The organism is Achromobacter sp. GW823-FHT04E03 (assembly GCF_058796095.1).
On sequence record NZ_JBXAIJ010000006.1, the window covers coordinates 139,218 to 157,740 of the forward strand.

20 protein-coding genes are annotated in these 18,523 nt (G+C 68.2%); 12 read left to right on the forward strand and 8 right to left on the reverse strand.

Features of this window, described 5'->3' with window-relative positions; genetic code table 11:
- Window positions 1-2 precede the first annotated feature (2 nt).
- From AC1RHV_RS29525 to AC1RHV_RS29545, 5 genes are read right to left on the reverse strand one after another with little or no spacing between them, the layout of a single operon-like run.
- On the reverse strand, window positions 3-551 hold the full coding sequence (locus AC1RHV_RS29525; RefSeq protein WP_175162726.1) for a COG4648 family protein: 549 nt from the start codon (window positions 549-551) through the stop codon (window positions 3-5).
- Window positions 548-802, reverse strand: coding sequence for an acyl carrier protein (locus tag AC1RHV_RS29530; protein WP_013392999.1), 255 nt, complete (start codon window positions 800-802; stop codon window positions 548-550). Before AC1RHV_RS29530 ends, AC1RHV_RS29525 begins: the two co-directional genes overlap by 4 nt.
- A 17-nt stretch (window positions 803-819) precedes the next feature.
- Window positions 820-1,080: a phosphopantetheine-binding protein gene (locus AC1RHV_RS29535; RefSeq protein WP_054458177.1), complete on the reverse strand. Its 261-nt coding sequence runs from the start codon at window positions 1,078-1,080 to the stop codon at window positions 820-822.
- Window positions 1,081-1,084: 4 nt separating this feature from the next.
- Entirely contained in the window at window positions 1,085-1,924 is an 840-nt protein-coding gene (locus tag AC1RHV_RS29540; RefSeq protein ID WP_119451677.1) for a lysophospholipid acyltransferase family protein, read from the reverse strand.
- Window positions 1,921-2,646, reverse strand: a complete 726-nt coding sequence (locus AC1RHV_RS29545) for a beta-ketoacyl synthase chain length factor (RefSeq protein WP_492302516.1) — start codon at window positions 2,644-2,646, stop codon at window positions 1,921-1,923. Before AC1RHV_RS29545 ends, AC1RHV_RS29540 begins: the two co-directional genes overlap by 4 nt.
- Before the next feature lie 283 nt (window positions 2,647-2,929).
- On the opposite strand from AC1RHV_RS29545, the gene AC1RHV_RS29550 reads away from it, so the two are divergent.
- From AC1RHV_RS29550 to AC1RHV_RS29580, 7 genes are all read left to right on the forward strand, one after another.
- Window positions 2,930-3,415 carry a 4'-phosphopantetheinyl transferase family protein gene (locus tag AC1RHV_RS29550; RefSeq protein ID WP_492302518.1) on the forward strand — a complete coding sequence of 162 codons (486 nt, stop codon included), beginning with the start codon at window positions 2,930-2,932 and terminating at the stop codon, window positions 3,413-3,415.
- An 88-nt stretch (window positions 3,416-3,503) separates the two neighbouring features.
- The gene (gene hmpA / locus AC1RHV_RS29555; RefSeq protein ID WP_492302520.1) at window positions 3,504-4,721 is read left to right on the forward strand and encodes an NO-inducible flavohemoprotein; all 1,218 of its coding nucleotides are present in this window, start codon (window positions 3,504-3,506) and stop codon (window positions 4,719-4,721) included.
- Between the two features lie 61 nt (window positions 4,722-4,782).
- The gene (locus AC1RHV_RS29560; RefSeq protein ID WP_054458172.1) at window positions 4,783-5,220 is read left to right on the forward strand and encodes an Rrf2 family transcriptional regulator; all 438 of its coding nucleotides are present in this window, start codon (window positions 4,783-4,785) and stop codon (window positions 5,218-5,220) included.
- Window positions 5,221-5,328: 108 nt separating this feature from the next.
- Window positions 5,329-6,579, forward strand: a complete 1,251-nt coding sequence (locus tag AC1RHV_RS29565) for a D-amino acid dehydrogenase (RefSeq protein WP_054458171.1) — start codon at window positions 5,329-5,331, stop codon at window positions 6,577-6,579.
- Between the two features lie 154 nt (window positions 6,580-6,733).
- Window positions 6,734-7,636: a DMT family transporter gene (locus AC1RHV_RS29570; RefSeq protein ID WP_054458170.1), complete on the forward strand. Its 903-nt coding sequence runs from the start codon at window positions 6,734-6,736 to the stop codon at window positions 7,634-7,636.
- A 72-nt stretch (window positions 7,637-7,708) separates the two neighbouring features.
- Entirely contained in the window at window positions 7,709-8,668 is a 960-nt protein-coding gene (locus tag AC1RHV_RS29575) for a proline dehydrogenase family protein (RefSeq protein WP_054458169.1), read from the forward strand.
- A 21-nt stretch (window positions 8,669-8,689) separates the two neighbouring features.
- Complete coding sequence (locus tag AC1RHV_RS29580) at window positions 8,690-9,523, forward strand: helix-turn-helix transcriptional regulator (protein WP_054458292.1); 834 nt, start codon at window positions 8,690-8,692, stop codon at window positions 9,521-9,523.
- Here AC1RHV_RS29580 and AC1RHV_RS29585 read toward each other — a convergent pair.
- On the reverse strand, window positions 9,442-10,113 hold the full coding sequence (locus tag AC1RHV_RS29585) for a flavodoxin family protein (RefSeq protein ID WP_119451668.1): 672 nt from the start codon (window positions 10,111-10,113) through the stop codon (window positions 9,442-9,444). The two genes, AC1RHV_RS29580 and AC1RHV_RS29585, sit on opposite strands and share 82 nt — an antisense overlap.
- A gap of 128 nt (window positions 10,114-10,241) precedes the next feature.
- Between AC1RHV_RS29585 and AC1RHV_RS29590 the strand changes: the two genes are divergently transcribed.
- The 4 genes from AC1RHV_RS29590 to AC1RHV_RS29605 all read left to right on the forward strand — a co-directional run bounded on the left by AC1RHV_RS29590 (window position 10,242) and on the right by AC1RHV_RS29605 (window position 13,937).
- Window positions 10,242-11,132 carry a LysR substrate-binding domain-containing protein gene (locus AC1RHV_RS29590; RefSeq protein ID WP_054458167.1) on the forward strand — a complete coding sequence of 297 codons (891 nt, stop codon included), beginning with the start codon at window positions 10,242-10,244 and terminating at the stop codon, window positions 11,130-11,132.
- 100 nt (window positions 11,133-11,232) lie between these two features.
- Window positions 11,233-12,138, forward strand: a complete 906-nt coding sequence (locus AC1RHV_RS29595; protein WP_492302524.1) for a LysR family transcriptional regulator — start codon at window positions 11,233-11,235, stop codon at window positions 12,136-12,138.
- A 159-nt stretch (window positions 12,139-12,297) separates the two neighbouring features.
- The gene (locus AC1RHV_RS29600) at window positions 12,298-12,936 is read left to right on the forward strand and encodes a glutathione S-transferase family protein (protein WP_492302526.1); all 639 of its coding nucleotides are present in this window, start codon (window positions 12,298-12,300) and stop codon (window positions 12,934-12,936) included.
- Between the two features lie 29 nt (window positions 12,937-12,965).
- Window positions 12,966-13,937, forward strand: coding sequence for a pyridoxamine 5'-phosphate oxidase family protein (locus AC1RHV_RS29605; RefSeq protein ID WP_492302528.1), 972 nt, complete (start codon window positions 12,966-12,968; stop codon window positions 13,935-13,937).
- A 7-nt stretch (window positions 13,938-13,944) separates the two neighbouring features.
- Here AC1RHV_RS29605 and AC1RHV_RS29610 read toward each other — a convergent pair whose 3' ends face one another.
- Complete coding sequence (locus tag AC1RHV_RS29610; protein WP_054458163.1) at window positions 13,945-14,400, reverse strand: winged helix-turn-helix transcriptional regulator; 456 nt, start codon at window positions 14,398-14,400, stop codon at window positions 13,945-13,947.
- 117 nt (window positions 14,401-14,517) lie between these two features.
- Between AC1RHV_RS29610 and AC1RHV_RS29615 the strand changes: the two genes are divergently transcribed.
- Window positions 14,518-15,765, forward strand: coding sequence for an MFS transporter (locus AC1RHV_RS29615; protein WP_492302530.1), 1,248 nt, complete (start codon window positions 14,518-14,520; stop codon window positions 15,763-15,765).
- 980 nt (window positions 15,766-16,745) lie between these two features.
- Here AC1RHV_RS29615 and AC1RHV_RS29620 read toward each other — a convergent pair.
- Complete coding sequence (locus tag AC1RHV_RS29620; RefSeq protein WP_125473105.1) at window positions 16,746-18,515, reverse strand: acyl-CoA dehydrogenase; 1,770 nt, start codon at window positions 18,513-18,515, stop codon at window positions 16,746-16,748.
- Between the last annotated feature and the right edge of the window lie 8 nt (window positions 18,516-18,523).

Below are 18,523 nucleotides of genomic sequence, written 5' to 3' on the forward strand. Positions count from 1 at the left end.
CGTTACGCCGCCTTGGCGGCGGCGGGGCGCAGCAGCCATTCGCCCGCCAGCAGCAGGCCCATCAGCACATAGCTCACGGCGCCGTTGTAGACGGTCCACCAGCTCCAGGGTCCCCAGGCCGCAAGGGCCGCCGCCACACTGCCGTTCAGGGCGAAAAAGGCGCACCACACGCGGGTGACATTGCGGGTATAGCGCACGCCTTCGGGCGGCAGATCTGGGTGGCGCAGCCGGGCCAGTTGCTCGATCACGGGGCGGCCGCGCCGCAGGCTGGCGCCGAAGATAGCCAGCATCATGCCGTTGACCAGCACGGGATACCAGCGCAGCCAGTCTTGCGAATTCGAAACGGCCAGGACCAGGCAGAAGGCCACCGCCACAGCGGGCAGCAGGCGCGCGCCCGGCCGGGCGGCATCCGCGGTCAGGCCGCGCGCCAGCCACAGCAGGGCCAGCGGCAGCGCCAGCCAGGCGGCGCTTACCCGTCCCAGCGCCGCGTGGACGGCGAAGGGATAGGCGATGCCGGCCACGGCCAGGGCTGCCGCCACGCCGCGTTTCATGCGGCGGGGTCCTGTTTCTGGCACATGGCCTGCACCACGTCCTCGACCGTGCGCACGGTGCGGAAGTCGTTGGCGTCGAGCTTGCGGCCGGTCTGGCGGCGCACATGGTCGATCAGGTCGATGGCGTCGATGCTGTCGATCTCCAGGTCCGTGTACAGGTTTGCTTCGGGCGTGATGCGTTCAGGTTCGATCTCGAACAGTTCGACCAGCGCGCCGCGCAGCGTGTTGAAGATTTCGTCGCGGGTATGCATCCTGGACTCCGTATCCTTTAGGCGCGGCGTTGCGCGGTGACAAACTCGGCCAGCTTGGCGATGCTGGCGAAATGCTCGCGCATGTTGCGCGTCTCGGGATCGATGGTGATGCCGTACCGCTTTTGCAGCGCGAGGCCCAGCTCCAGGGCGTCCACCGAGTCCAGCCCCAGTCCGTCGCCAAAGAGGTGGGCGTCGCTGTCGATATCGTCGGGCGCGATGTCTTCCAGGCCCAGCGAGTCGATGACGAGGGTCTTGAGTTCAAATTCCAGTTGGTTCATCCGGTCAGGACTCCACTTCCACCGCCCGAGGCGGTTGTTCATTCATGATGGCGCCGGCGGGCGCGGCGGGCGCCAGCTCGGCTTCGAAATAGGCGTGCAGGTAATCGTTCATCTTGCGTCCGGCGATGGGCAGCGGATGCGCGCCGCTCCAGGAGGCGGGATCGATGTCCTCGCCCACGCGGATCACATAGCGCATGCGGCAGGGCGGAATCCGGTACCAGGGCTCGCCCTTGGTCAGGCTGCGGGGATTCATGCTGATGACCACGGGCGTGACCACGCGCGCGCCGCGCAGCGCGATGGCGCAGGCGCCGCGATGAAAGCGCGGCATGGCGTCGCGCGGCGTGCGCGTGCCTTCGGGAAAGACGATCAGGGTTTCGCCCGCGCGCAGCACGTCGGCGGCGCGGTCGAACATGTCGAAGCTTTCGTCGTTGGTGATGTAGCCGGCATTGGCCACCGGGCCGCGGGTGAACGGGTTGGTGGCCAGGCCGTGCTTGACGATGCAGTTGGCGTTCTTGACGTGGCCGACCAGGAACACCACGTCCAGCAGCGAAGGGTGGTTGGCCAGGATCATCTGTCCGGGCTTGCCGAGGCGTTCGGCGCCCTTGAATTCCACGGTCAGGATGCCGGTGCGGACCATGAAGCGGATGAACAGGCGGAAGGTGCCGTTCAGCGCGCCGCGCGCGCGGCGCTGGCGGTCCGCCTTGTCGCCGGGCAGCAAGCGCTGGGGCGGGAACACCAGCACGCGCAGCAGCACGCCGCCCAGCCCGAAAAGGGTAAAGGCCATGCCGGTGGCGAACAGACGCCAGAGCCAGAAGTCCTGCCGGGGAGGCGTGGCGCTAGTCATGCCGTGCGTGTCCAGGTCCATAGTCGGGAGCGGTTGGCGTGGCGCCAGTCGGGCGTGCGCAGCAAGAGGTGGCGCAGCAGGTTCAGGGGATTGGGCCAGGCCTGCGCGCTGTCGGCGGCATCCGGCGCCTGCGGGGCCAGGGCCAAGGTCCAGTCGGCGCCGGGCTGCAGATGCAGGGCGACCGCATAAGCGTAGGGCGCGTCATCCACCCAGGGGGCGTAAGCTGCGGGCGGCCGTTCCTCGGCCAGCACCACGAGCACGTCCTGGTGGCCGGCGTCGAACAGCATCGACGCCTCGATGCAGGCGTGCTCCAGGCCGTCGTCTTCCACCGACAAGGCCACGGATTCAGTGGTCTCGCGGCGTATGATCGACCACTGCGCGGCGATGGCGTTGTGGACCGACAGGCCGAAGGCCGTGGGCGACAGGGGGGCGTGCGCCGCCAGCGCTTGCAGCAGGCCGAAGTTGCGGGTGGTTTCGCCATGGCGGGAGGCAAACACCAGCGGCATGGGCGGGCGTCCCTCGGCCAACGGCCACGCGCACTCGAACACCCCGCGAGCCAGCGGGCTCAGGCGGCGGCGTTGCAAGGGAGGCAGGAAGTCCAGGCGGGGCGGATTCTGATTTCCGATCGGGCAGAACGGATGTTCGGCCCATTTCAACCAGTCGCCGGGGCCATCGATTCCTTGCGCCCAACCCTGCCATTGCGCGATCGAAAACGTCAACATAGCGCGCGATTCTACTATGGCGATGTCAGGCCATTTTGATTTAAAACGTTACATAATACACAATATTTCCTTTGTTTCTTACACTTCAGCTTGCTATTTGTTACTTTCTCCCGTGAACGTTCAGGAACTTTTAATCTGGTGGGCGGACAAAGGCGCGGCTGCGGGTTACCGCAGCCAGGAGCTGTCAGCCGAGGACGCCGCGCGCGCTCAAGCGCTGCGCAGCCCGAAGGCGCAGCTCGATTGGCGGGTCAGCAGGGCTTTGCTGCAAGAGATCAGGCAGGCCATGCCGCCTGCGACCCTGTCGCTCAGCCACAGCGGCGGCCACGCGGTCTGCGCGTCCGCCCCGGCCGGGTGGCGGTTGGGCGCCGATCTGGAGCGAGTGCGGCCGCGCGAGGTCTTGCGCCTGGCCGAGTGGGTATGCGCGCCGGCCGAGCAAGCCACGCTGGCTGGCCTGGAAGGCGCAGCCCAATTGGAACGCTTTTATCTCTTGTGGACGCTGAAGGAAGCCTTCATCAAGGCGGCCGGACTGGATTTCCCTGCGGACATGGCTTCGGTAGGCCTGGACTTCGGCGGCAAGGCGGAATGGCGCCTGCGTGCGCCGCCGGGGCAGTGGCGCGCCTGTTCATGGCGCCTGGGCGAGGACTGGATCGCGTCCGTGGCGTGGCTCGGACAGGCTGGCGGCGCCACGCGTCCCCAATGGCGCGCGGGGACCGATTGCGTGTTACCGCCGCTTGCCATCCTGGGCGCATGGGCCAGCGGGCCGGATTGAATCGCCCGGGGTTTTTCAGTGGGCATTTAAAGATGTATTATAAATGCATGTTTAATGGCGATTCCGATCGCGCCACAAGGAGCAGTTGATGTTGAGTCCCCAAATCCGCGCCCTGGTCAAGGGCACGGCGCCCGTTCTCAAGACGCACGGCGTCGCGCTGACCAAGCATTTCTATGCCCGCATGTTCAAGCACAACCCCGAGCTCAAGCATGTCTTCAACCAGGGCCACCAGGCTGGCGGCGAGCAGCAGCAGGCGCTGGCCGGCGCGGTCGCGGCTTACGCCGAGCACATCGACGATCCTTCCGTGCTGATGCCCGTGGTGACGCGCATCGTGCACAAGCATGTCAGCCTGGGCATCCGGCCCGAGCACTACCAGATCGTGGGCAAGCATCTGCTGGCCTCCATCAGCGAAGTGCTGGGCGAGGCAGCCACGGAAGAGCTGGTGGCGGCCTGGGCCGCGGCCTACGGCCAACTGGCCGACCTGCTGATCGCCGAAGAGGCGCGCCTGTACGCGGAGTCGGCCGCCAAGCCGGGCGGCTGGACGGGCTGGCGCGCGTTCCGCGTGGTGGGCAAGCAGCGTGAAAGCGCCGAGATCACGTCCTTCTACCTGGCGCCGGCCGATGGCGGCGAAGTGCCTGCCTACCGTCCCGGCCAGTACGTGTCGGTGCGCGTGTTCGTGCCCGAACTGGGCCTGATGCAGCCGCGCCAGTACAGCCTGTCGGACGCGCCGGGCCAGGACCGCCTGCGCATCTCGGTCAAGCGCGAAGCGGCGGGCGCCGATACGCCGGCCGGCCGGGTTTCCAACGCCCTGCATGACCGCCTGGAAGAGGGCGGGGTGCTGGACGTGGCGCCGCCCCAGGGCGACTTCCATCTGCGCGAGGAAGGCAGCGCGCCGGTGGTGCTGCTGAGCGGCGGCGTGGGCCTGACGCCCATGGTCTCCATCCTGAACCATCTGGTGGGGTTGAACGACGAACGCCTGATCCGTTTCGTGCACGGCTGCCGCAACAACTCGGTCCACGCCATGCGCGATCACGTCAACAGCATCGCCGCCGAACGCGCCAACGTGCGCAAGGCGGTGTTCTACGAGGAGGTCGGCCACGGCGACCAACCTGGCCGCGACTACGACTACGCCGGCCGGGTGGATCTGAACGCCATCCGCGACGAAGTCATCGTGCCCGGCGCGGACTACTACCTGTGTGGCCCGGCCGGCTTCATGCGCGCGCAGCGCGAAGCCTTGACCGGCCTGGGCGTGCCCGCCGACCGCATCCATGCCGAAGCCTTCGGCAGCGGCGGCGCGCCCGCCTGAGCGGTGTATCCTGGCGGCCTGAACTTTCGGGCCGCCAGCGTCCATCCCTTTCGTCCCAGCCATGCAACTGACCCGATTCACCGATTTCGGCCTGCGCGTCCTGATGTACCTGACGCAATGCCGCGACCGGTCCGCCGCCGTCACCATTCCGGAGATCGCCGACCGCTTCAGCGTGTCGCGCAATCATCTGGTGAAGGTGGTGCACTTCATGGCGCAGCAGGGTTGGGTCAGCACCTCGCGCGGCAAGGGCGGCGGCCTGCGGCTGTCGCAGTCCGCCGACCGCTACCGGCTGGGCGACCTGATCCGGCAGCTGGAGCAGCAGGGGCCGCTGATCGACTGCCGCGAACCTCCCTGTGCGCTGGACGGCGCATGCCGGCTGTCCGGCGTGCTGGCGCAGACCTTGCAGGCCTTCTACGAGGCGCTCAACGGCTACACCCTGGCCGACCTGGTGCGCGACCCCACGGCCGCCGCCATCATCAAGCTGCATCGCGCCGCCTGAGGCGGGGCATGATGTTTTGTTATGGACCCTGCGGAGTTTGGCATTTGCCGGACGGGCGGAGCGCGTCCCAGAATAGCGTCGTGTCCCTGTCTTTCTGGATCTAAGAGTATGCGGGTTTGCGTAATCGGCGCTGGCGTCGTGGGCGTCACGTCGGCCTATTTCCTGGCGCGCCAGGGCCATGACGTGGTGCTGGTGGACAGCCAGGCGCGTCCGGCCGAGGTCTCCAGCTACGCCAATGGCGGTCAGCTCAGTTATAGCTACGTGGCGCCTTTGGCCGGTCCGGGCGTGCTGCCCAGCGTGCCGGGCTGGCTGCTGCGCGAGGACTCCCCGCTGCGTTTCCGGCCCAGGCTGGATCCCCATCAATGGCGCTGGTGCCTGCAATTTGCGCTGGCGTGCCGGGCCTCGGTGGCCAAGGCTTCCACGGTCCAACTGGCTGGCCTGTCCTATCTGAGCCGGGACGTCATGCACTCGCTGCTGGAGCAGGAAGATCTGGATTTCGGCCATCTGAAGAACGGCAAGCTCATCGCCTACCGCAGTCCGGCCTTGCTGGACAAGGCGCGCGCGCTGGTGGCGTACCAGGCCGACCTCGGCGCTGAACAGCAGGTGCTGGACGCGGCACAGACCCTGGCGCTGGAACCCGCGCTGGCCGGCATGGGCGCAAGCCTGGCCGGCGCCATCTACACCCCCAGCGAAGAAGCGGGCGACTGCCGCCAGTTCACCGAGGCGCTGTTCGACCGCCTGCAGACCATGGCCAACGTGCAATGCGTCATGTCCAATCCGGTATCGGGCCTGCAGCGCGAAGGCCGCCGCATCGTGGCGGTGAATACGCGCGACGGCGACATCGGCGCTGACGCCATCGTGCTGGCCACCGGTATCGGCACGCGTGCGCTGCTCAAGCCGCTGGGCCATGACGTGCCGCTGTATCCCTTGAAGGGCTACAGCCTGAGCGTGCCGCTGGCCGAGGACGACGACTCGGTGGCGCCGCGCATCAGCGTCACGGACTACGAACGGCGCATCGTCTATGCCCGCGTGGGCGGCGTGCTGCGGATCGCGGCCATGGTCGACATCGGCAGCGCCGATGCCGGCATCGACACGGCGCGCATCGGGCTGCTCAAGCGCCAGGTGCACGAGGCGTTTCCGGCGCTGGACCTGCGCCAGGCGGCGCCTTGGGCGGGGCTGCGTCCGGCCACTCCCACCAGCAAGCCGCTGATCGGACGCAGCCATGCCGCCGATAACCTGTGGCTGAACATCGGGCAAGGCGCGCTGGGCTTCACCCTGGCCTGCGGCAGCGCCGCGCTGTTGACGGCCCAGATGGGCGGGCTGGAGCTGCCGCTGGATCCGGCGCCATTCCGCCCCTGATACGGCGATGTCCATTTTGCGATAGTGCCTGCCTTTTCATCGGCAGACGGACTGGATCGCGCTCAATAGGATAGCGATACTCCACCTCCTGCGTAGCCCCAACGGGCGCCGCAAGCGGCCGGAGACCATCCCTCATCCTCCGAGCGCAACCACCATGTCCTACCTGTTTCCGTTGTTCGCCATTCTGTTCTGGGCGGGCAACGTCATCGTCTCCAAGATGGCCGCCAGCGCCATCTCGCCCACTGCCATCACCTTCTACCGGCTGGTGCTGGCCCTGTTCCTGATGGGCCTGTTCACGGCCGGCCCGGCCTGGCGCAACCGCAAGACCATCCTGCGCCATTGGCCCAAGCTGGCGCTGTACGGCGCCCTGTCGTCGGCGGTATTCCAGGCGCTGTCCTATCGCGCCGCCGAAACCACCACGGCGACCAACATGGCCATCCTGACCGCGCTGATTCCCTTGCTGAGCATGCTGCTCAGCGTGGTGATCCTGCGGGATCCGCTGACCCTGGGCATGGCCGCTGGCGGCGCGCTGTCGTTCCTCGGCCTGCTGTACCTGGTGGGCCAGGGCGACATGCTTAGCGTGTTCCAGCACGGCATCCACGTCGGCGACGGCCTGATGCTGCTGGCTGCCTTGTCCTACGCGCTGTACGGAGTGTTGCTGCGCCACTGGAAAGTGCCGCTGCCGGCCTGGCAGTCCACCTTCGTGCAATCGATCTTCGCGCTGCTCTACATGCTGCCGCTGTACCTGCGCGTGCCGGCGGCGCAGGCTGCGCTGGACATGAACACGGTGCCGCTGATCCTGTACGCGGGCATCTTCTCGTCGGTGCTGCTGTCCTTCCTGTGGATCGAAGGCGTGCAGCGGCTGGGGCCCAACCGCTGCAGCATCTTCATCAACCTGCTGCCGCTGTTCACCGCGCTGGCCGCCTTCGTCATGCTGCGCGAGCAACTGCACATGTACCACCTGCTGGGCGGCGCGGTGACGCTGGCCGGCGTGCTGCTGGCGCAGACGGTGCAGCGCCCGCTGTTCGGTCGCGCCCGCACGCTGGCGCTGGACTAGGAAGTTTCACTGGCGTTCAAGACGGGCGCGCGCCGTACCGGCACAGTGGCTCTCTTTATAGGGAGAGAGCCCATGAGCATGTTCCAGAGAACGGCGATCGCGCTGGCGCGCAGCCCGGGCGTGGGGCGGGCGATGCGTGCCATGGCGGCCCGCACGTCGCTGGCGGCCCGTTTCGTCGGCGGCGCGGACGTCGACGCCGCGGTCCGCACGGCCGCCAGGCTGCGCGAGGCGCACGGCATCCGCGCCTCGCTCTTCTACCTGGGCGAGTACGTGGACGATCCCGAGGCCATCGAGCACAACGTGGCCCAGACGCTCGGCGCCTGCCGGGCGCTGGAGCACGCAGGGCTGGACGTGCACGTGTCAGTCGATCCCACCGCCATCGGCTATATGCGCGACGACGCGCTGGGCCGGGACAATGCCCGGCGCATCGGCCTGGCGGCGCGCCGGACGGTCGGCCTGGGGCGCGACTGGATGGTGCTGGACATGGAGGATTCCTCCCTCTGCGACCGCACCTGCGCCTTGCATCGCGAACTGCTGCAAGCCGGCATGCCGGCAGGCCTGACACTGCAGGCGCGGCGGCGCCGCACGCCGCTGGACCTGGCCTGGGCGATCCGTCAGCGCACCTCGCTGCGGCTGGTCAAGGGCGCGTTTCCGGAGCGCGCGCTGGACCACGCCGGCCGCGCGCGCATCGACCAGGCCTATCTGGACGCCGCCGCCATCATGCTGTCGCGCGAGGCGCTGGAGTCCGGCTTCCAGCCCGTTTTCGGTACCCATGACGACCGCCTGGCCGGCGCCATCCTGGAGCTGGCGCGGGAGCGCGGCTGGCCGCCAGAAGCCTTCGAATTCGAAATGCTCTATGGCGTGCGTCCGGACTGGCAGCTCGCGTTGCGCCGTTTGGGCTATAACGTCAGGGTCTATCTGCCCTTCGGCGGCGATTGGTGGCCGTATGCCGTGCGCCGCGTGGGCGAGAATCCCCGCAACGCGTGGCTGCTGGCCCGCACGCTGACATCGGACCAGAGCTACTTCGGCTAGGCGCTACATCCTCACTTGTTCATGGCGGTTTCCCAACATATCTGGCATTGCGGCGCCGGCCTGCCCGGCGATGTTTTGATCGCAGACCTGCGCGGCTACCGCTATGCGCCGCATTTCCACGACGCCTGGTCCATCGGCGCCATCGCGCAGGGCCGTTGCGCCTTCACCGTGCATGGCGCGCCGCAGGCCGCGGGCGAGGGCGATCTGGTGGTGATTGCGCCCGGTCAGGTCCATACCGGGGGCACCTCGGACGCGCCGCTGGGGTACCGCATGGCCTATATCGATCCGGACTGGTTCAGGGATCACGAACTCACCCTGTTTGCGGGCGGGGCCAGCCTGGCCGGTCCCGTGATTCGCGATCCGGCGCTCTGCCAGGCCTGGCTGGACGCGCTCACGCCCGATCCCATCGCCGACGCGCAGCGCCGCGAACGCCTCTCCGCCGCCTTGTTCGGCCTGCTGGCGGCACATGCGCAAGCCCGTACGGCGGCGGCAGACGACGCGTCCGACGTCTGCTCGCTGCTGCGCGCGCGTATGGCCTCGGACCCAGCCTGCGCGCCGGATCTGGAGGCCCTGGCGGTGGCGCAGGACCGCCACCGCACCACGCTGGTCAAGCAGTTTGCCCGGCGCTACGGCTTGCCGCCGTTGGCCTGGCTGCGCAACTGGCGGGTGGCGCGGGCCCGGGCGCTGCTGCGCGACGGCCTGGCGCTGGCCGACGCCGCGCATGCCGTGGGTTTCGCCGACCAGGCCCATCTGACCCGCGTGTTCAAGCAGGTCTACGGCAGCACGCCCGGCGTGCTGCGCAGCGCAGGGGCAGGCTCCCAGACATTGCGGGCGCGCGGCGTTTCCACCCGGTAGTCCGAGTACTTGCGGGTAAAGAACGTGGTGCCCAGTTCGGCCGCCGCCTGCAGCGGCTGGCGCGGGTCCGCCGCGATCTCGCCGCGCAGGTTGCCGGCGCCGTGCACGTAGCCGACGAAATCCGAATGGGTATAGCGCGCGTATTCCTGGATCTGGTGCACGATGCCCAGCGCCGCGCCCGGGTAGGTTTCCTCGGATGCCACCGCCAGGCCCAGGCGCTTGCCGGTCATGCGCTGCTTGACCCGTTCCGGTTCGGGTCCCTGGCCGGCATAGTGGCTGAACGAACGGTCGAAGAACGCCTTGGTCTGCGCCGACATGCCGTACCAGTAGATCGGGGTGCAGATCAGCACGCCGTCGGCCGGCAGGAAGTGTTCCAGGAACAGCTCGGAATAGCGGTCGGTCGGCGGGGGCGAGCGCCGCAAGTCCGGCAAAAAGGCCCCGATGTAGTCGTCCAGGAACAGCAGCGTGGCCTGGGTGCCCGCCGCCTCGGCCCCGCGCAGCGCAGCCGCGCCCAGGGCCGCGCTGTTGCCGTCGCGCCGCGGGCTGCCGACCAGGATCAGCAGGCGCTTGTCGGGATGATCTGAATTCATGTTTGATTCCTCTTGTTGGCATGGACGTTTCCATGTGGTGAGGAAAATTCTGTCCTGGCGGCTGAAAGGCGACAAATGATGAATCCTTGAATATGATGAATTGATTTCATCCATAGGGCCAGGAATCCATGTTTGCCACGCTACCGGTGACCGCGCTGCGCACCTTCGAGGCGGCTGCCAGATTGCTCAGCTTCAAACTGGCCGCGGCCGAACTGGCGGTCACTGCCACGGCCGTGTCCCATCAGGTCAAGGCGCTCGAGCGGCACGTGGGCTACGCGCTTTTTGAACGCGTGCCGCGCGGCGTGCGCCTGACGGAGAAGGGCGCGCGCCTTTTTGCCGGCGTGCACGGCGCCTTGCTCGATGTGGCGCAGACCCTGGACGCCTTGCGCGCCGCGCCGGCCTCGGGCGCGCTGACCCTGTCCACCACACATTCGTTCGCGGCCCTGTGGCTGGTGCCGCGGCTGGGCCGCTTCTACGCGGCGTTTCCTCAATATCAACTGAACCTGAACACCAGCGCCGAAGCGGTGGACCTGTTGCGCGACGCCAGCGTGGACCTGGCCATCCGCTACAGCCGGGCGCGCTGGCCCGGGCTGCACGCCGCCTGCTCGTTGCAGGAATGGTTCGGCGTCTATGGCGCGCCGACGCTGGCCGCCCGTCCGGGCAGGCGCGCGCCGTCGCTGGTGACCGTGCGCTGGCGCGATTCGCAGCTGTACGAGCAGGGCTGGCAGGACTGGTGCGAGGCCGCCGGCCTGCCGTCCTGGCGCAAGCCGGCGGCGCTGCATGCCTACGAGGAAGAGCACTACGCCCTTCAGGCCGCCATTGCCGGCCAGGGACTGGTGCTGGCCAGCTCCGTCATGGTGTCGGACAGCGTGGCGGCGGGTACCCTGGTGGCGTATCGTCCTGAGGTGCGGGTGGCGGGGGCGGCCTACACCGCGCTGTGCGCGCCGGGCCGCGAACGCCATCCGCCGGTCAAGGCTTTCCTGGGGTGGTTGCGCAAGGAGTTCGAGGCTCAAGCATGAGGCCGGGAAGCATGCGGCTCATATCCTCTGTTACTGGATTGACGCGCCCCTGCACGCGCTTCCACTCTCTTCCCGAAAATCAGCGCGGAGGCCGCGAGGCGTGAATCGATTCCATGAAATGAGCGTGTTCCTGGCGGTGGCCGAGGCACAGAGTTTCGCCGCGGCCGCGCGCCGGCTGGAGATGTCGGCGCCGACCGTCACGCGCAGCGTGTCGGCGCTGGAGCGGCGGTTGGGCGCGTTGCTGCTGGTGCGCACCACGCGCAGCCTGCGACTGACCGAGGCCGGCCAGCGCTATGCCGACGACTGCCGCCGCATCCTCGACGAAGTCGAACAGGCCGACGATGCCGTGGCCGGCGCGATGGCCGCGCCGCGGGGCGCGCTCAGCATCACGGCGCCGGCGTTCTTTGGCGAATTGCACGTGATGCCGGCCGTGCTGGCTTATCTGCGCGCGCATCGCGAAGTCTCCGTGCGCACGCTGCTGGTGGACCGCGTGGTGAACCTGCTGGACGAACGCGTGGACGTGGCGGTGCGCATCGGCGCCTTGCCGGATTCGACGCTGACGGCGGTGCCGGTGGGGCAGGTACGCCGCGTGGTCTGCGCCGCGCCCGCGTTCCTGCGCGAACACGGCGTGCCGCAGGACCTGGAGTCGCTGCCGCGCTTTTGCACGGTCACCGCCGCCATGGAAGGCCGCACGCCGCAATGGCGCTTCCAGCAGGATGGCCAGCCCCGCAGCCTGCGCGTCGATTCGCAACTGACGGTCACGTCCTTCCAGGCCGCGGTGCTCGCGGCCTGCGAGGGTTGGGGGCTGACGCAGGTGGTGTCCTACCAGGTGGCGCGGCACCTGGCCAGCGGCGCCCTGGATGTGGTGCTGCGCGACTTCGAACTGCCGCCGCTGCCGGTCCACCTGGTGTACCCAGAAGGCCGCAAGAGTTCGGCCAAGGTGCGCAGCTTCGTGGAGTTCTGCGTCGAGGCCTTGCGGCGCGACCTGGCGACGCTGCCGGCGTAGCGACCCGTTCCTCGGACGCGCCCGCACGCAGGCCTTGAAGGGACGGGGCGGCCGTCCTCTTTCTTTCATCCGCTGCAAGAGTGTCTTGCCGGCGCTGGCCGTTCACGCGAGCCCGGCGCCGGCCCAAGATGGAGTCTGAATCCGACTTGGAGCCCGCTCATGCAAACCGCCCATACCCCTAAGCTGACCTTCTACAGTTTTCCCTTGTCCGGCCACGCCCATCGCGTCGCCCTGATGCTGTCCCTGCTGGATGTGCCCCACCGCAAGGTCGATGTGGACCTGCGCGGCGGCGAGCAGAAGCGCCCGCCGTTCCTGGCTTTGAACGCCTTCGGCCAGGTGCCGGTCATCGACGATGACGGGGTGGTGGTCGCGGATTCGACCGCCATCCTGGTCTACCTGGCCAAGCGTTACGGCGGCCAGGCCTGGCTGCCGGAAGACCCGGCCGGGGCGGCGGCGGTACAGCGCTGGCTGTCGGCGGCGTCCGGCCCGCTGGCGATCGGCCCGGCGGCTGCGCGCCTGGTGACCCTGTTCGGCGCGGCCTATGACGTGGACAGCACGCTGGCCCGCGCCCATGCCTTGCTCAAGGTCATGGACGGCGAACTGGCCGCACGCGATTTCCTCGCGGGCACGACGCCGACCATTGCGGACGTGGCCTGCTACGCCTATGTGGCGCATGCCCCCGAAGGCAATGTGTCGCTGGAGGCCTATCCGCACGTCCGCGCCTGGCTGGGCCGCATCGAAAGCCTGCCGCGTTTCGTGCCCATGGCCTCGTCGCCGGTGGGCCTGCTGGCCGCCTGAGGACAGGCGCCGCCCTCAAGGAGTACGCCATGGCCATCGCAGAACCTGCCGCCCTCCCGCCGTCGCCCTGGCACGCGGGCGAACGCCTGTTGCAACACCACGTCGGGATCGCCGAGCGCATGGCGGTGACCGGACCCAAAGTCATCCGCGACTACATGCCGGACCAGCACCGCCTGTTTTTCGAGCAGCTGCCGTTTCTGGTTGCCGGCGCGGTGGACGGGCAGGGCGATCCCTGGGCCGGCGTGCTGGAGGGCCTGCCCGGCTTCGTGTCCTCGCCCGATCCACGCAGCCTGCGCGTGTCCGCCGTGCCGGATGCCGACGATCCGCTGCTGGCCGGCCTGGGGATGGACCAGCAGATGGGCCTGCTGGGAATCGAGCTGCACACGCGCCGACGCAACCGCGCCAACGGCCGCATCGCCACCTGGGACGGCAAGCGCTTCGAGGTGGCGGTGACGCAGTCCTTCGGCAATTGCCCGCAATACATCCAGGCGCGGGAATTCCAGTTTTCGCGTTCGCCGGCGCTGCGCTTTCCGGGCGCGCCGAATGAGCGCAGCGCGCTGGACGTTGCGGCGCGGGCGCTGATCGCCCGGTCCGACACGTTCTTCGTGGCGACCTACGCGGACGAGGGCGGCCGCAAGGTCGACGTCTCGCACCGCGGCGGCAAGCCGGGCTTCGTGCGGGTGGACGGCGACGTGCTGACCATTCCGGATTTTTCCGGGAACCGCTTTTTCAACACCCTGGGCAACATGGTGCTCAACCCGCGCGCCGGACTGCTGTTCATCGACTTCGAGCGCGGCGACGTGCTGCAGTTGACGGGCGCTGCTGAAGTCATCCTGGACAGCCCGGAGATCGCGCAGTTCGAGGGCGCCGAACGGCTGTGGCGGGTGCATGTGCGGCGCGTGGTGCGCCGGCCCGGCGCGCTGGCCTTGCGCTGGCGCTTCGACTCGTACTCGCCCACCGCGCTGGCGACCGGGCAATGGCCGGCCGCGGGGGCTGCATAGCCCCGACCTAGCCCGGGAGGGCGGTCTTCTGCACCACGGCATCGTCCGGCCCGAGCAGGCGGCCGTCCTGCGCGCGGATTTCCAGCTTGCGCACGGGCTGGCCGCGCTTGCGGTCGATCAGCGTGGAATGGGGTTCGGCCGCGCCGTAGTAGTGGTCTTCGCCCCATTGGCGCAAGCCCACGATTACTGGAAAGAGCGCCCGGCCTTTGTCGGTCAGCACGTATTCCTGGTAGGCGCTGCCGTCCGAGGCCGGCGCCACTTCGAGGATGCCGTGCGCCACCAGCGTGCGCAGCCGGTCGCTGAGGATGTTCTTGGCCACGCCCAGGCTTTTCTGCAATTCGCCAAACCGCCGCAATCCATCGAAGGCGTCGCGCACGATCAATAGCGACCACCAGTCGCCGATCGCGTCCAGGGAGCGTGCCACCGGGCAGGCGGCGCCTTCGAGACTAGTGCGTTTGACCATGTCGGATCCTTGCTGAGGGAAAGGCGGTGATGGCTGGCGTATCGCAATTTCGGTTGCATTATAAAACCTCGAAAACTATTATTCTGGTTTTATAAAGCAACCAGAATGGAGCAAGAGATGTCAGCCCGACCAGAACCCGCCGATTCCGCACCCCCAAGTCCGATGCCCAGGTCCCTGGTGATGCTGCTGGCGGTGGCCTGCGCCCTGAGCGTGGCCAACGTGTATTACGCCCAGCCCCTGCTGGACGCCATCGGCCGAGAGTTCGGCATCGCCGAAGGCGCGGTAGGCATCGTGGTCACGGCCACCCAACTGGGCTGCGCGCTGGCGCTTCTGTTCGTGGTGCCGCTGGGCGACCTGCTGGACCGCCGGCGCCTGATGCTGGGGCAGCTGGCGCTGCTGGTCCTGTCTTTGGCGGCCGTGGCGCTGTCGGCCAGCACGCCCTGGCTGTTGATGGGCATGGTGGCGCTGGGCTTGCTGGGAACGGCCATGACGCAGGGCCTGCTGGCCTTGTCCGCGGCGCTGGCCGCGCCGGGCGAGCGCGGCCGGGTGGTCGGCGCCGCGCAAGGCGGGGTGGTGATCGGCCTGCTGTTGGCGCGCACGCTGGCCGGGGCCGTGGCGGACCTGTGGGGCTGGCGCGCGGTCTACGTCGTGTCCGCTGCGCTGGCCGCCGTGCTGGCGGTGGTGCTGGCGCGGCGTTTGCCGCAACGCCGGCTGCCCGCGGTGGACATGGGTTACTGGGCCTTGCTGCGCTCGCTCTACGGCCTGTTGGCTACCGAGCGCGTGCTGCGCGTGCGCGGCATGATCGCGCTGCTGATGTTCGCTGCCTTCAGCGCCTTCTGGACCGCGCTGGTGCTGCCCCTGAGCGCGCCGCCGCATTCGCTGACGCACAGCGCGGTGGGCGCGTTCGGGCTGGTGGGCGTGGCGGGCGTGCTGATGGCGGCGCGGGCAGGGCGGCTGGCCGATAGCGGGCAAGGCGAGCGGACCACGGCCGTGGGCCTGGCGTTGCTCTGCCTGGCCTGGGTGCCGATTGCCTTTCTGAATCAGAGTCTGTGGTTGCTGGCGTTGGGTGTGCTGGTCTTGGATATCGCCTTGCAAGCGCTGCACGTGACGAATCAGACCATGATCTTCAGCGTGAATCCGCAGGCGCATAGTCGATTGGTCGGTGGCTACATGATGTTCTACGCGGTGGGGAGCGGGTTGGGGTCTATCGCTTCGACGGCGGTTTATGCGCAGGCGGGGTGGCTTGGGGTGTGCTTGCTGGGGGCGGGTATCAGTGTTGTGGCGCTGGCGTTCTGGGCGGTGACGTTGCCGCGTGGTGAGCGTTTGGCCGTTGGTTCTCAGGATGCTCGTCGTGGGGTTCTTTAGACGCCAGTCGCGGCGTGGGCTCGCGATGCGCGGGGCTGCGATTGCGGTCCGGAGCCTTCGCTCCGGACTTCCCCTTCGTCATCTTCGTCCTCGCCTTCGGCGACTCCTTCAGATTCCCTCGGGCTTATCGACGCCCCGCGCATCGCGAGCCCACGCCGCGACTGGCTCGGCTGCTTGAATCTCCACGGGCGCTGGGGCGGGCGGTGTGCTTGGCGTTCTGGCCACGGTCGGTGGGGGGTGGTGTGTTTTGCGGGGCCCGCCCCAGGCCGGCCGCGCGGGCGGCCTCTTGGGGCTTACGCTGTATCTTGCGTCGCGCGATGGCGCTGCGCGCGGGTGACGGGGGCGTTCTCGTGATGACGCGTGCGGTTGGCGAGAACCAGGTTTGAATATGGTGGGTGCTGTGTTCGGGTTGATGGCGAAGCGCACGGGTCGGCCAGCAATCGTCATTTCAACGCAGGTGCCGGATGGGTGGCGCGCGTCCAGGTCTGCATGCGCAAGCGGCCATTCGCCGCGCGCCACCCATCACCGCCCACTCCCCCGTGTGCTGGGGATCAATAGCAAATCAGTCACCGCATCCGCGCAAGCGAACACAATCGAAATTCAAGAAATCACGTATGTCATTCTCGGCCGCCCGCGCGGCCGAGAATGACGGGCAACACAAGCATCGTCCCTGCCCACGGCTCTAGCAGCGCCCCAATCCAAGATTCAAGTAGCTCGTCGGCGCGGGCGCCTGAGTGGCGGGCAACCTCGATGCGCCCGACGGAATCCGAAGGAACCGCCGAAGGCGGTGACGAGGATGAGGATGGGGCAGTCCGGAGCGAACGCTCCGGACCGCAATCGTGGGCGCCCGCCACTCAGGCGCCCGCGCCGACGGGCGGCCTACGAAGCACTGGAACGAGACCCCGAAGCCATCGCCTACAAACAAGACCTCAGACGAGACCCTCATGTATCAAGGGCCCGCCGCAACACACCATAGACAGTTACGGCTGCACCTCATATTCCCCAGACCCAAGCACCACCGCCGCCATCCCCGGCGCCTGGCTCAGCTTATGCAACGCATAGCACTGCGCAGTCGCGATCTTTGCATCGTGGAAAACAGGATCTTCCTCGCGCAGATCCAAGCTCGCCAGCAGCGCTCGCGCCATCTGCCAGCCGGCAAACGTGGTGCCCGCCAGCAGCAGATACGGCACGGCGGCCGCGAACACCGCGTTGGGGCGGCTGGCGGCGTTGGCCAGCACGAAGTCGATGGCGTCGGCCAGCGCCGCGCGGGCCTGGCGCAGCGGCGTCAACATCAGGCGGGCAGCGGATTCGCTGCGGGCTTCCAGCGCCGCTTCGGTCTTGCCGACTTCCGCCAGCAGGGCGCGGGCGACTGCGCCGCCGTCGCGCAGGGTCTTGCGGCCCACCAGGTCATTGGCCTGGATCGCCGTCGTGCCCTCGTAGATCGTGAGGATGCGCGCGTCGCGGTAGTACTGCGCCGCGCCGGTTTCCTCGATGAAGCCCATGCCGCCGTGCACCTGCACGCCCAGGCTGGCCACATCGATGGACATCTCGGTGCACCAGCCCTTGACGATGGGCACCAGGTATTCCTGCACCGCCAGATGGCGCTTGCGGGCTTCGGCGTCCGGGCTGGCGTGCGCCAGATCCGCATGACCCGCGGTGTAGTAGGCCAGCGCGCGGCCGGCCTCGGTCAGCGCGCGCATCGTGCCCAGCATGCGGCGCACGTCGGGGTGCTGGATGATGGCCACCGCGTCCTTGGACGAACCGTCCACCGGGCGGCTCTGCACGCGCTCGGCGGCATAGGCCAGCGCGTGCTGGTGGGCGCGGTCGGCGACGGCCACGCCCTGCACGCCTACCGCGTAGCGCGCGGCATTCATCATGATGAACATGGCGTCCAGGCCGCGGTTTTCCTGTCCCACCAGATAGCCCAGCGCGCCGCCCGCGTCGCCGAACTGCAGCGTGCAGGTGGGGCTGGCCTTGATGCCCAGCTTGTGTTCGATCGACACGCAATGGACATCGTTGCGCGCGCCCAGCGTGCCGTCTTCGTTGACCAGGAACTTGGGCACCAGGAACAGCGAAATGCCTTTGACGCCTTCGGGCGCGTCGGGCAGGCGCGCCAGCACCAGGTGCAGGATGTTCTCGGCCAGATCGTGTTCGCCGTAGGTGATGAAGATCTTGGTGCCCGAGATGCGGTAGGTGCCGTCCCCCACGGGTTGCGCGCGTGACCGCACCATGGCCAGGTCCGAGCCTGCCTGTGGCTCGGTCAGGTTCATGGTGCCGGTCCAGCGTCCGGAAATCATGGGCTCGATGAAGCGCTGCTTCAGTTCAGGCGAACCCGCCGTCAGCAGCGCCTCGATCGCGCCATTGGTCAGCAGCGGGCACAACGCGAACGACAGGTTGGCGGCGTTCAGCATTTCCGAGCAGGGTGAACCGATCAGGCCGGGCAGGCCCTGGCCGCCGTATTCCACCGGATGCGTCATGCCTTGCCAGCCGGCCTCCGCGTACATGTCGAAGGCTTGCTTGAAGCCAGGCGAAGTGGTGACGGCGCCGTCGCGCCAGGAGCTGGGCTCGCGGTCGGCTGCATGGTTCAGCGGCGCCAGCACGTCGCCGGCATAGCGCGCGGATTCTTCCAGCACGGCCTGGGTGGTGTCGGGCGTGGCTTCCTCGAAGCCGGGCAGCGCGGCAACTTGCGGCAGGCCCGCAAGGTGGTTCAGCACGAACAGCATGTCTTTCACGGGGGCTTGGTACGTCATGGCGTCGG

What these genes read in the sequence shown, in the direction of transcription:
- AC1RHV_RS29610 (WP_054458163.1), bottom strand. Translation starts at nt 14,400, where the DNA reads ATGGTCAAACGCACTAGTCTCGAAGGCGCCGCCTGCCCGGTGGCACGC.
- AC1RHV_RS29570 (WP_054458170.1), top strand. Translation starts at nt 6,734, where the DNA reads ATGTCCTACCTGTTTCCGTTGTTCGCCATTCTGTTCTGGGCGGGCAAC.
- AC1RHV_RS29525 (WP_175162726.1), bottom strand. Translation starts at nt 551, where the DNA reads ATGAAACGCGGCGTGGCGGCAGCCCTGGCCGTGGCCGGCATCGCCTAT.
- AC1RHV_RS29590 (WP_054458167.1), top strand. Translation starts at nt 10,242, where the DNA reads ATGTTTGCCACGCTACCGGTGACCGCGCTGCGCACCTTCGAGGCGGCT.
- AC1RHV_RS29540 (WP_119451677.1), bottom strand. Translation starts at nt 1,924, where the DNA reads ATGACTAGCGCCACGCCTCCCCGGCAGGACTTCTGGCTCTGGCGTCTG.
- AC1RHV_RS29575 (WP_054458169.1), top strand. Translation starts at nt 7,709, where the DNA reads ATGAGCATGTTCCAGAGAACGGCGATCGCGCTGGCGCGCAGCCCGGGC.
- hmpA (WP_492302520.1), top strand. Translation starts at nt 3,504, where the DNA reads ATGTTGAGTCCCCAAATCCGCGCCCTGGTCAAGGGCACGGCGCCCGTT.
- AC1RHV_RS29615 (WP_492302530.1), top strand. Translation starts at nt 14,518, where the DNA reads ATGTCAGCCCGACCAGAACCCGCCGATTCCGCACCCCCAAGTCCGATG.
- AC1RHV_RS29530 (WP_013392999.1), bottom strand. Translation starts at nt 802, where the DNA reads ATGCATACCCGCGACGAAATCTTCAACACGCTGCGCGGCGCGCTGGTC.
- AC1RHV_RS29565 (WP_054458171.1), top strand. Translation starts at nt 5,329, where the DNA reads ATGCGGGTTTGCGTAATCGGCGCTGGCGTCGTGGGCGTCACGTCGGCC.
- AC1RHV_RS29600 (WP_492302526.1), top strand. Translation starts at nt 12,298, where the DNA reads ATGCAAACCGCCCATACCCCTAAGCTGACCTTCTACAGTTTTCCCTTG.
- AC1RHV_RS29585 (WP_119451668.1), bottom strand. Translation starts at nt 10,113, where the DNA reads ATGAATTCAGATCATCCCGACAAGCGCCTGCTGATCCTGGTCGGCAGC.
- AC1RHV_RS29550 (WP_492302518.1), top strand. Translation starts at nt 2,930, where the DNA reads ATGCCGCCTGCGACCCTGTCGCTCAGCCACAGCGGCGGCCACGCGGTC.
- AC1RHV_RS29580 (WP_054458292.1), top strand. Translation starts at nt 8,690, where the DNA reads ATGGCGGTTTCCCAACATATCTGGCATTGCGGCGCCGGCCTGCCCGGC.
- AC1RHV_RS29560 (WP_054458172.1), top strand. Translation starts at nt 4,783, where the DNA reads ATGCAACTGACCCGATTCACCGATTTCGGCCTGCGCGTCCTGATGTAC.
- AC1RHV_RS29545 (WP_492302516.1), bottom strand. Translation starts at nt 2,646, where the DNA reads ATGTTGACGTTTTCGATCGCGCAATGGCAGGGTTGGGCGCAAGGAATC.
- AC1RHV_RS29605 (WP_492302528.1), top strand. Translation starts at nt 12,966, where the DNA reads ATGGCCATCGCAGAACCTGCCGCCCTCCCGCCGTCGCCCTGGCACGCG.
- AC1RHV_RS29535 (WP_054458177.1), bottom strand. Translation starts at nt 1,080, where the DNA reads ATGAACCAACTGGAATTTGAACTCAAGACCCTCGTCATCGACTCGCTG.
- AC1RHV_RS29620 (WP_125473105.1), bottom strand. Translation starts at nt 18,515, where the DNA reads ATGACGTACCAAGCCCCCGTGAAAGACATGCTGTTCGTGCTGAACCAC.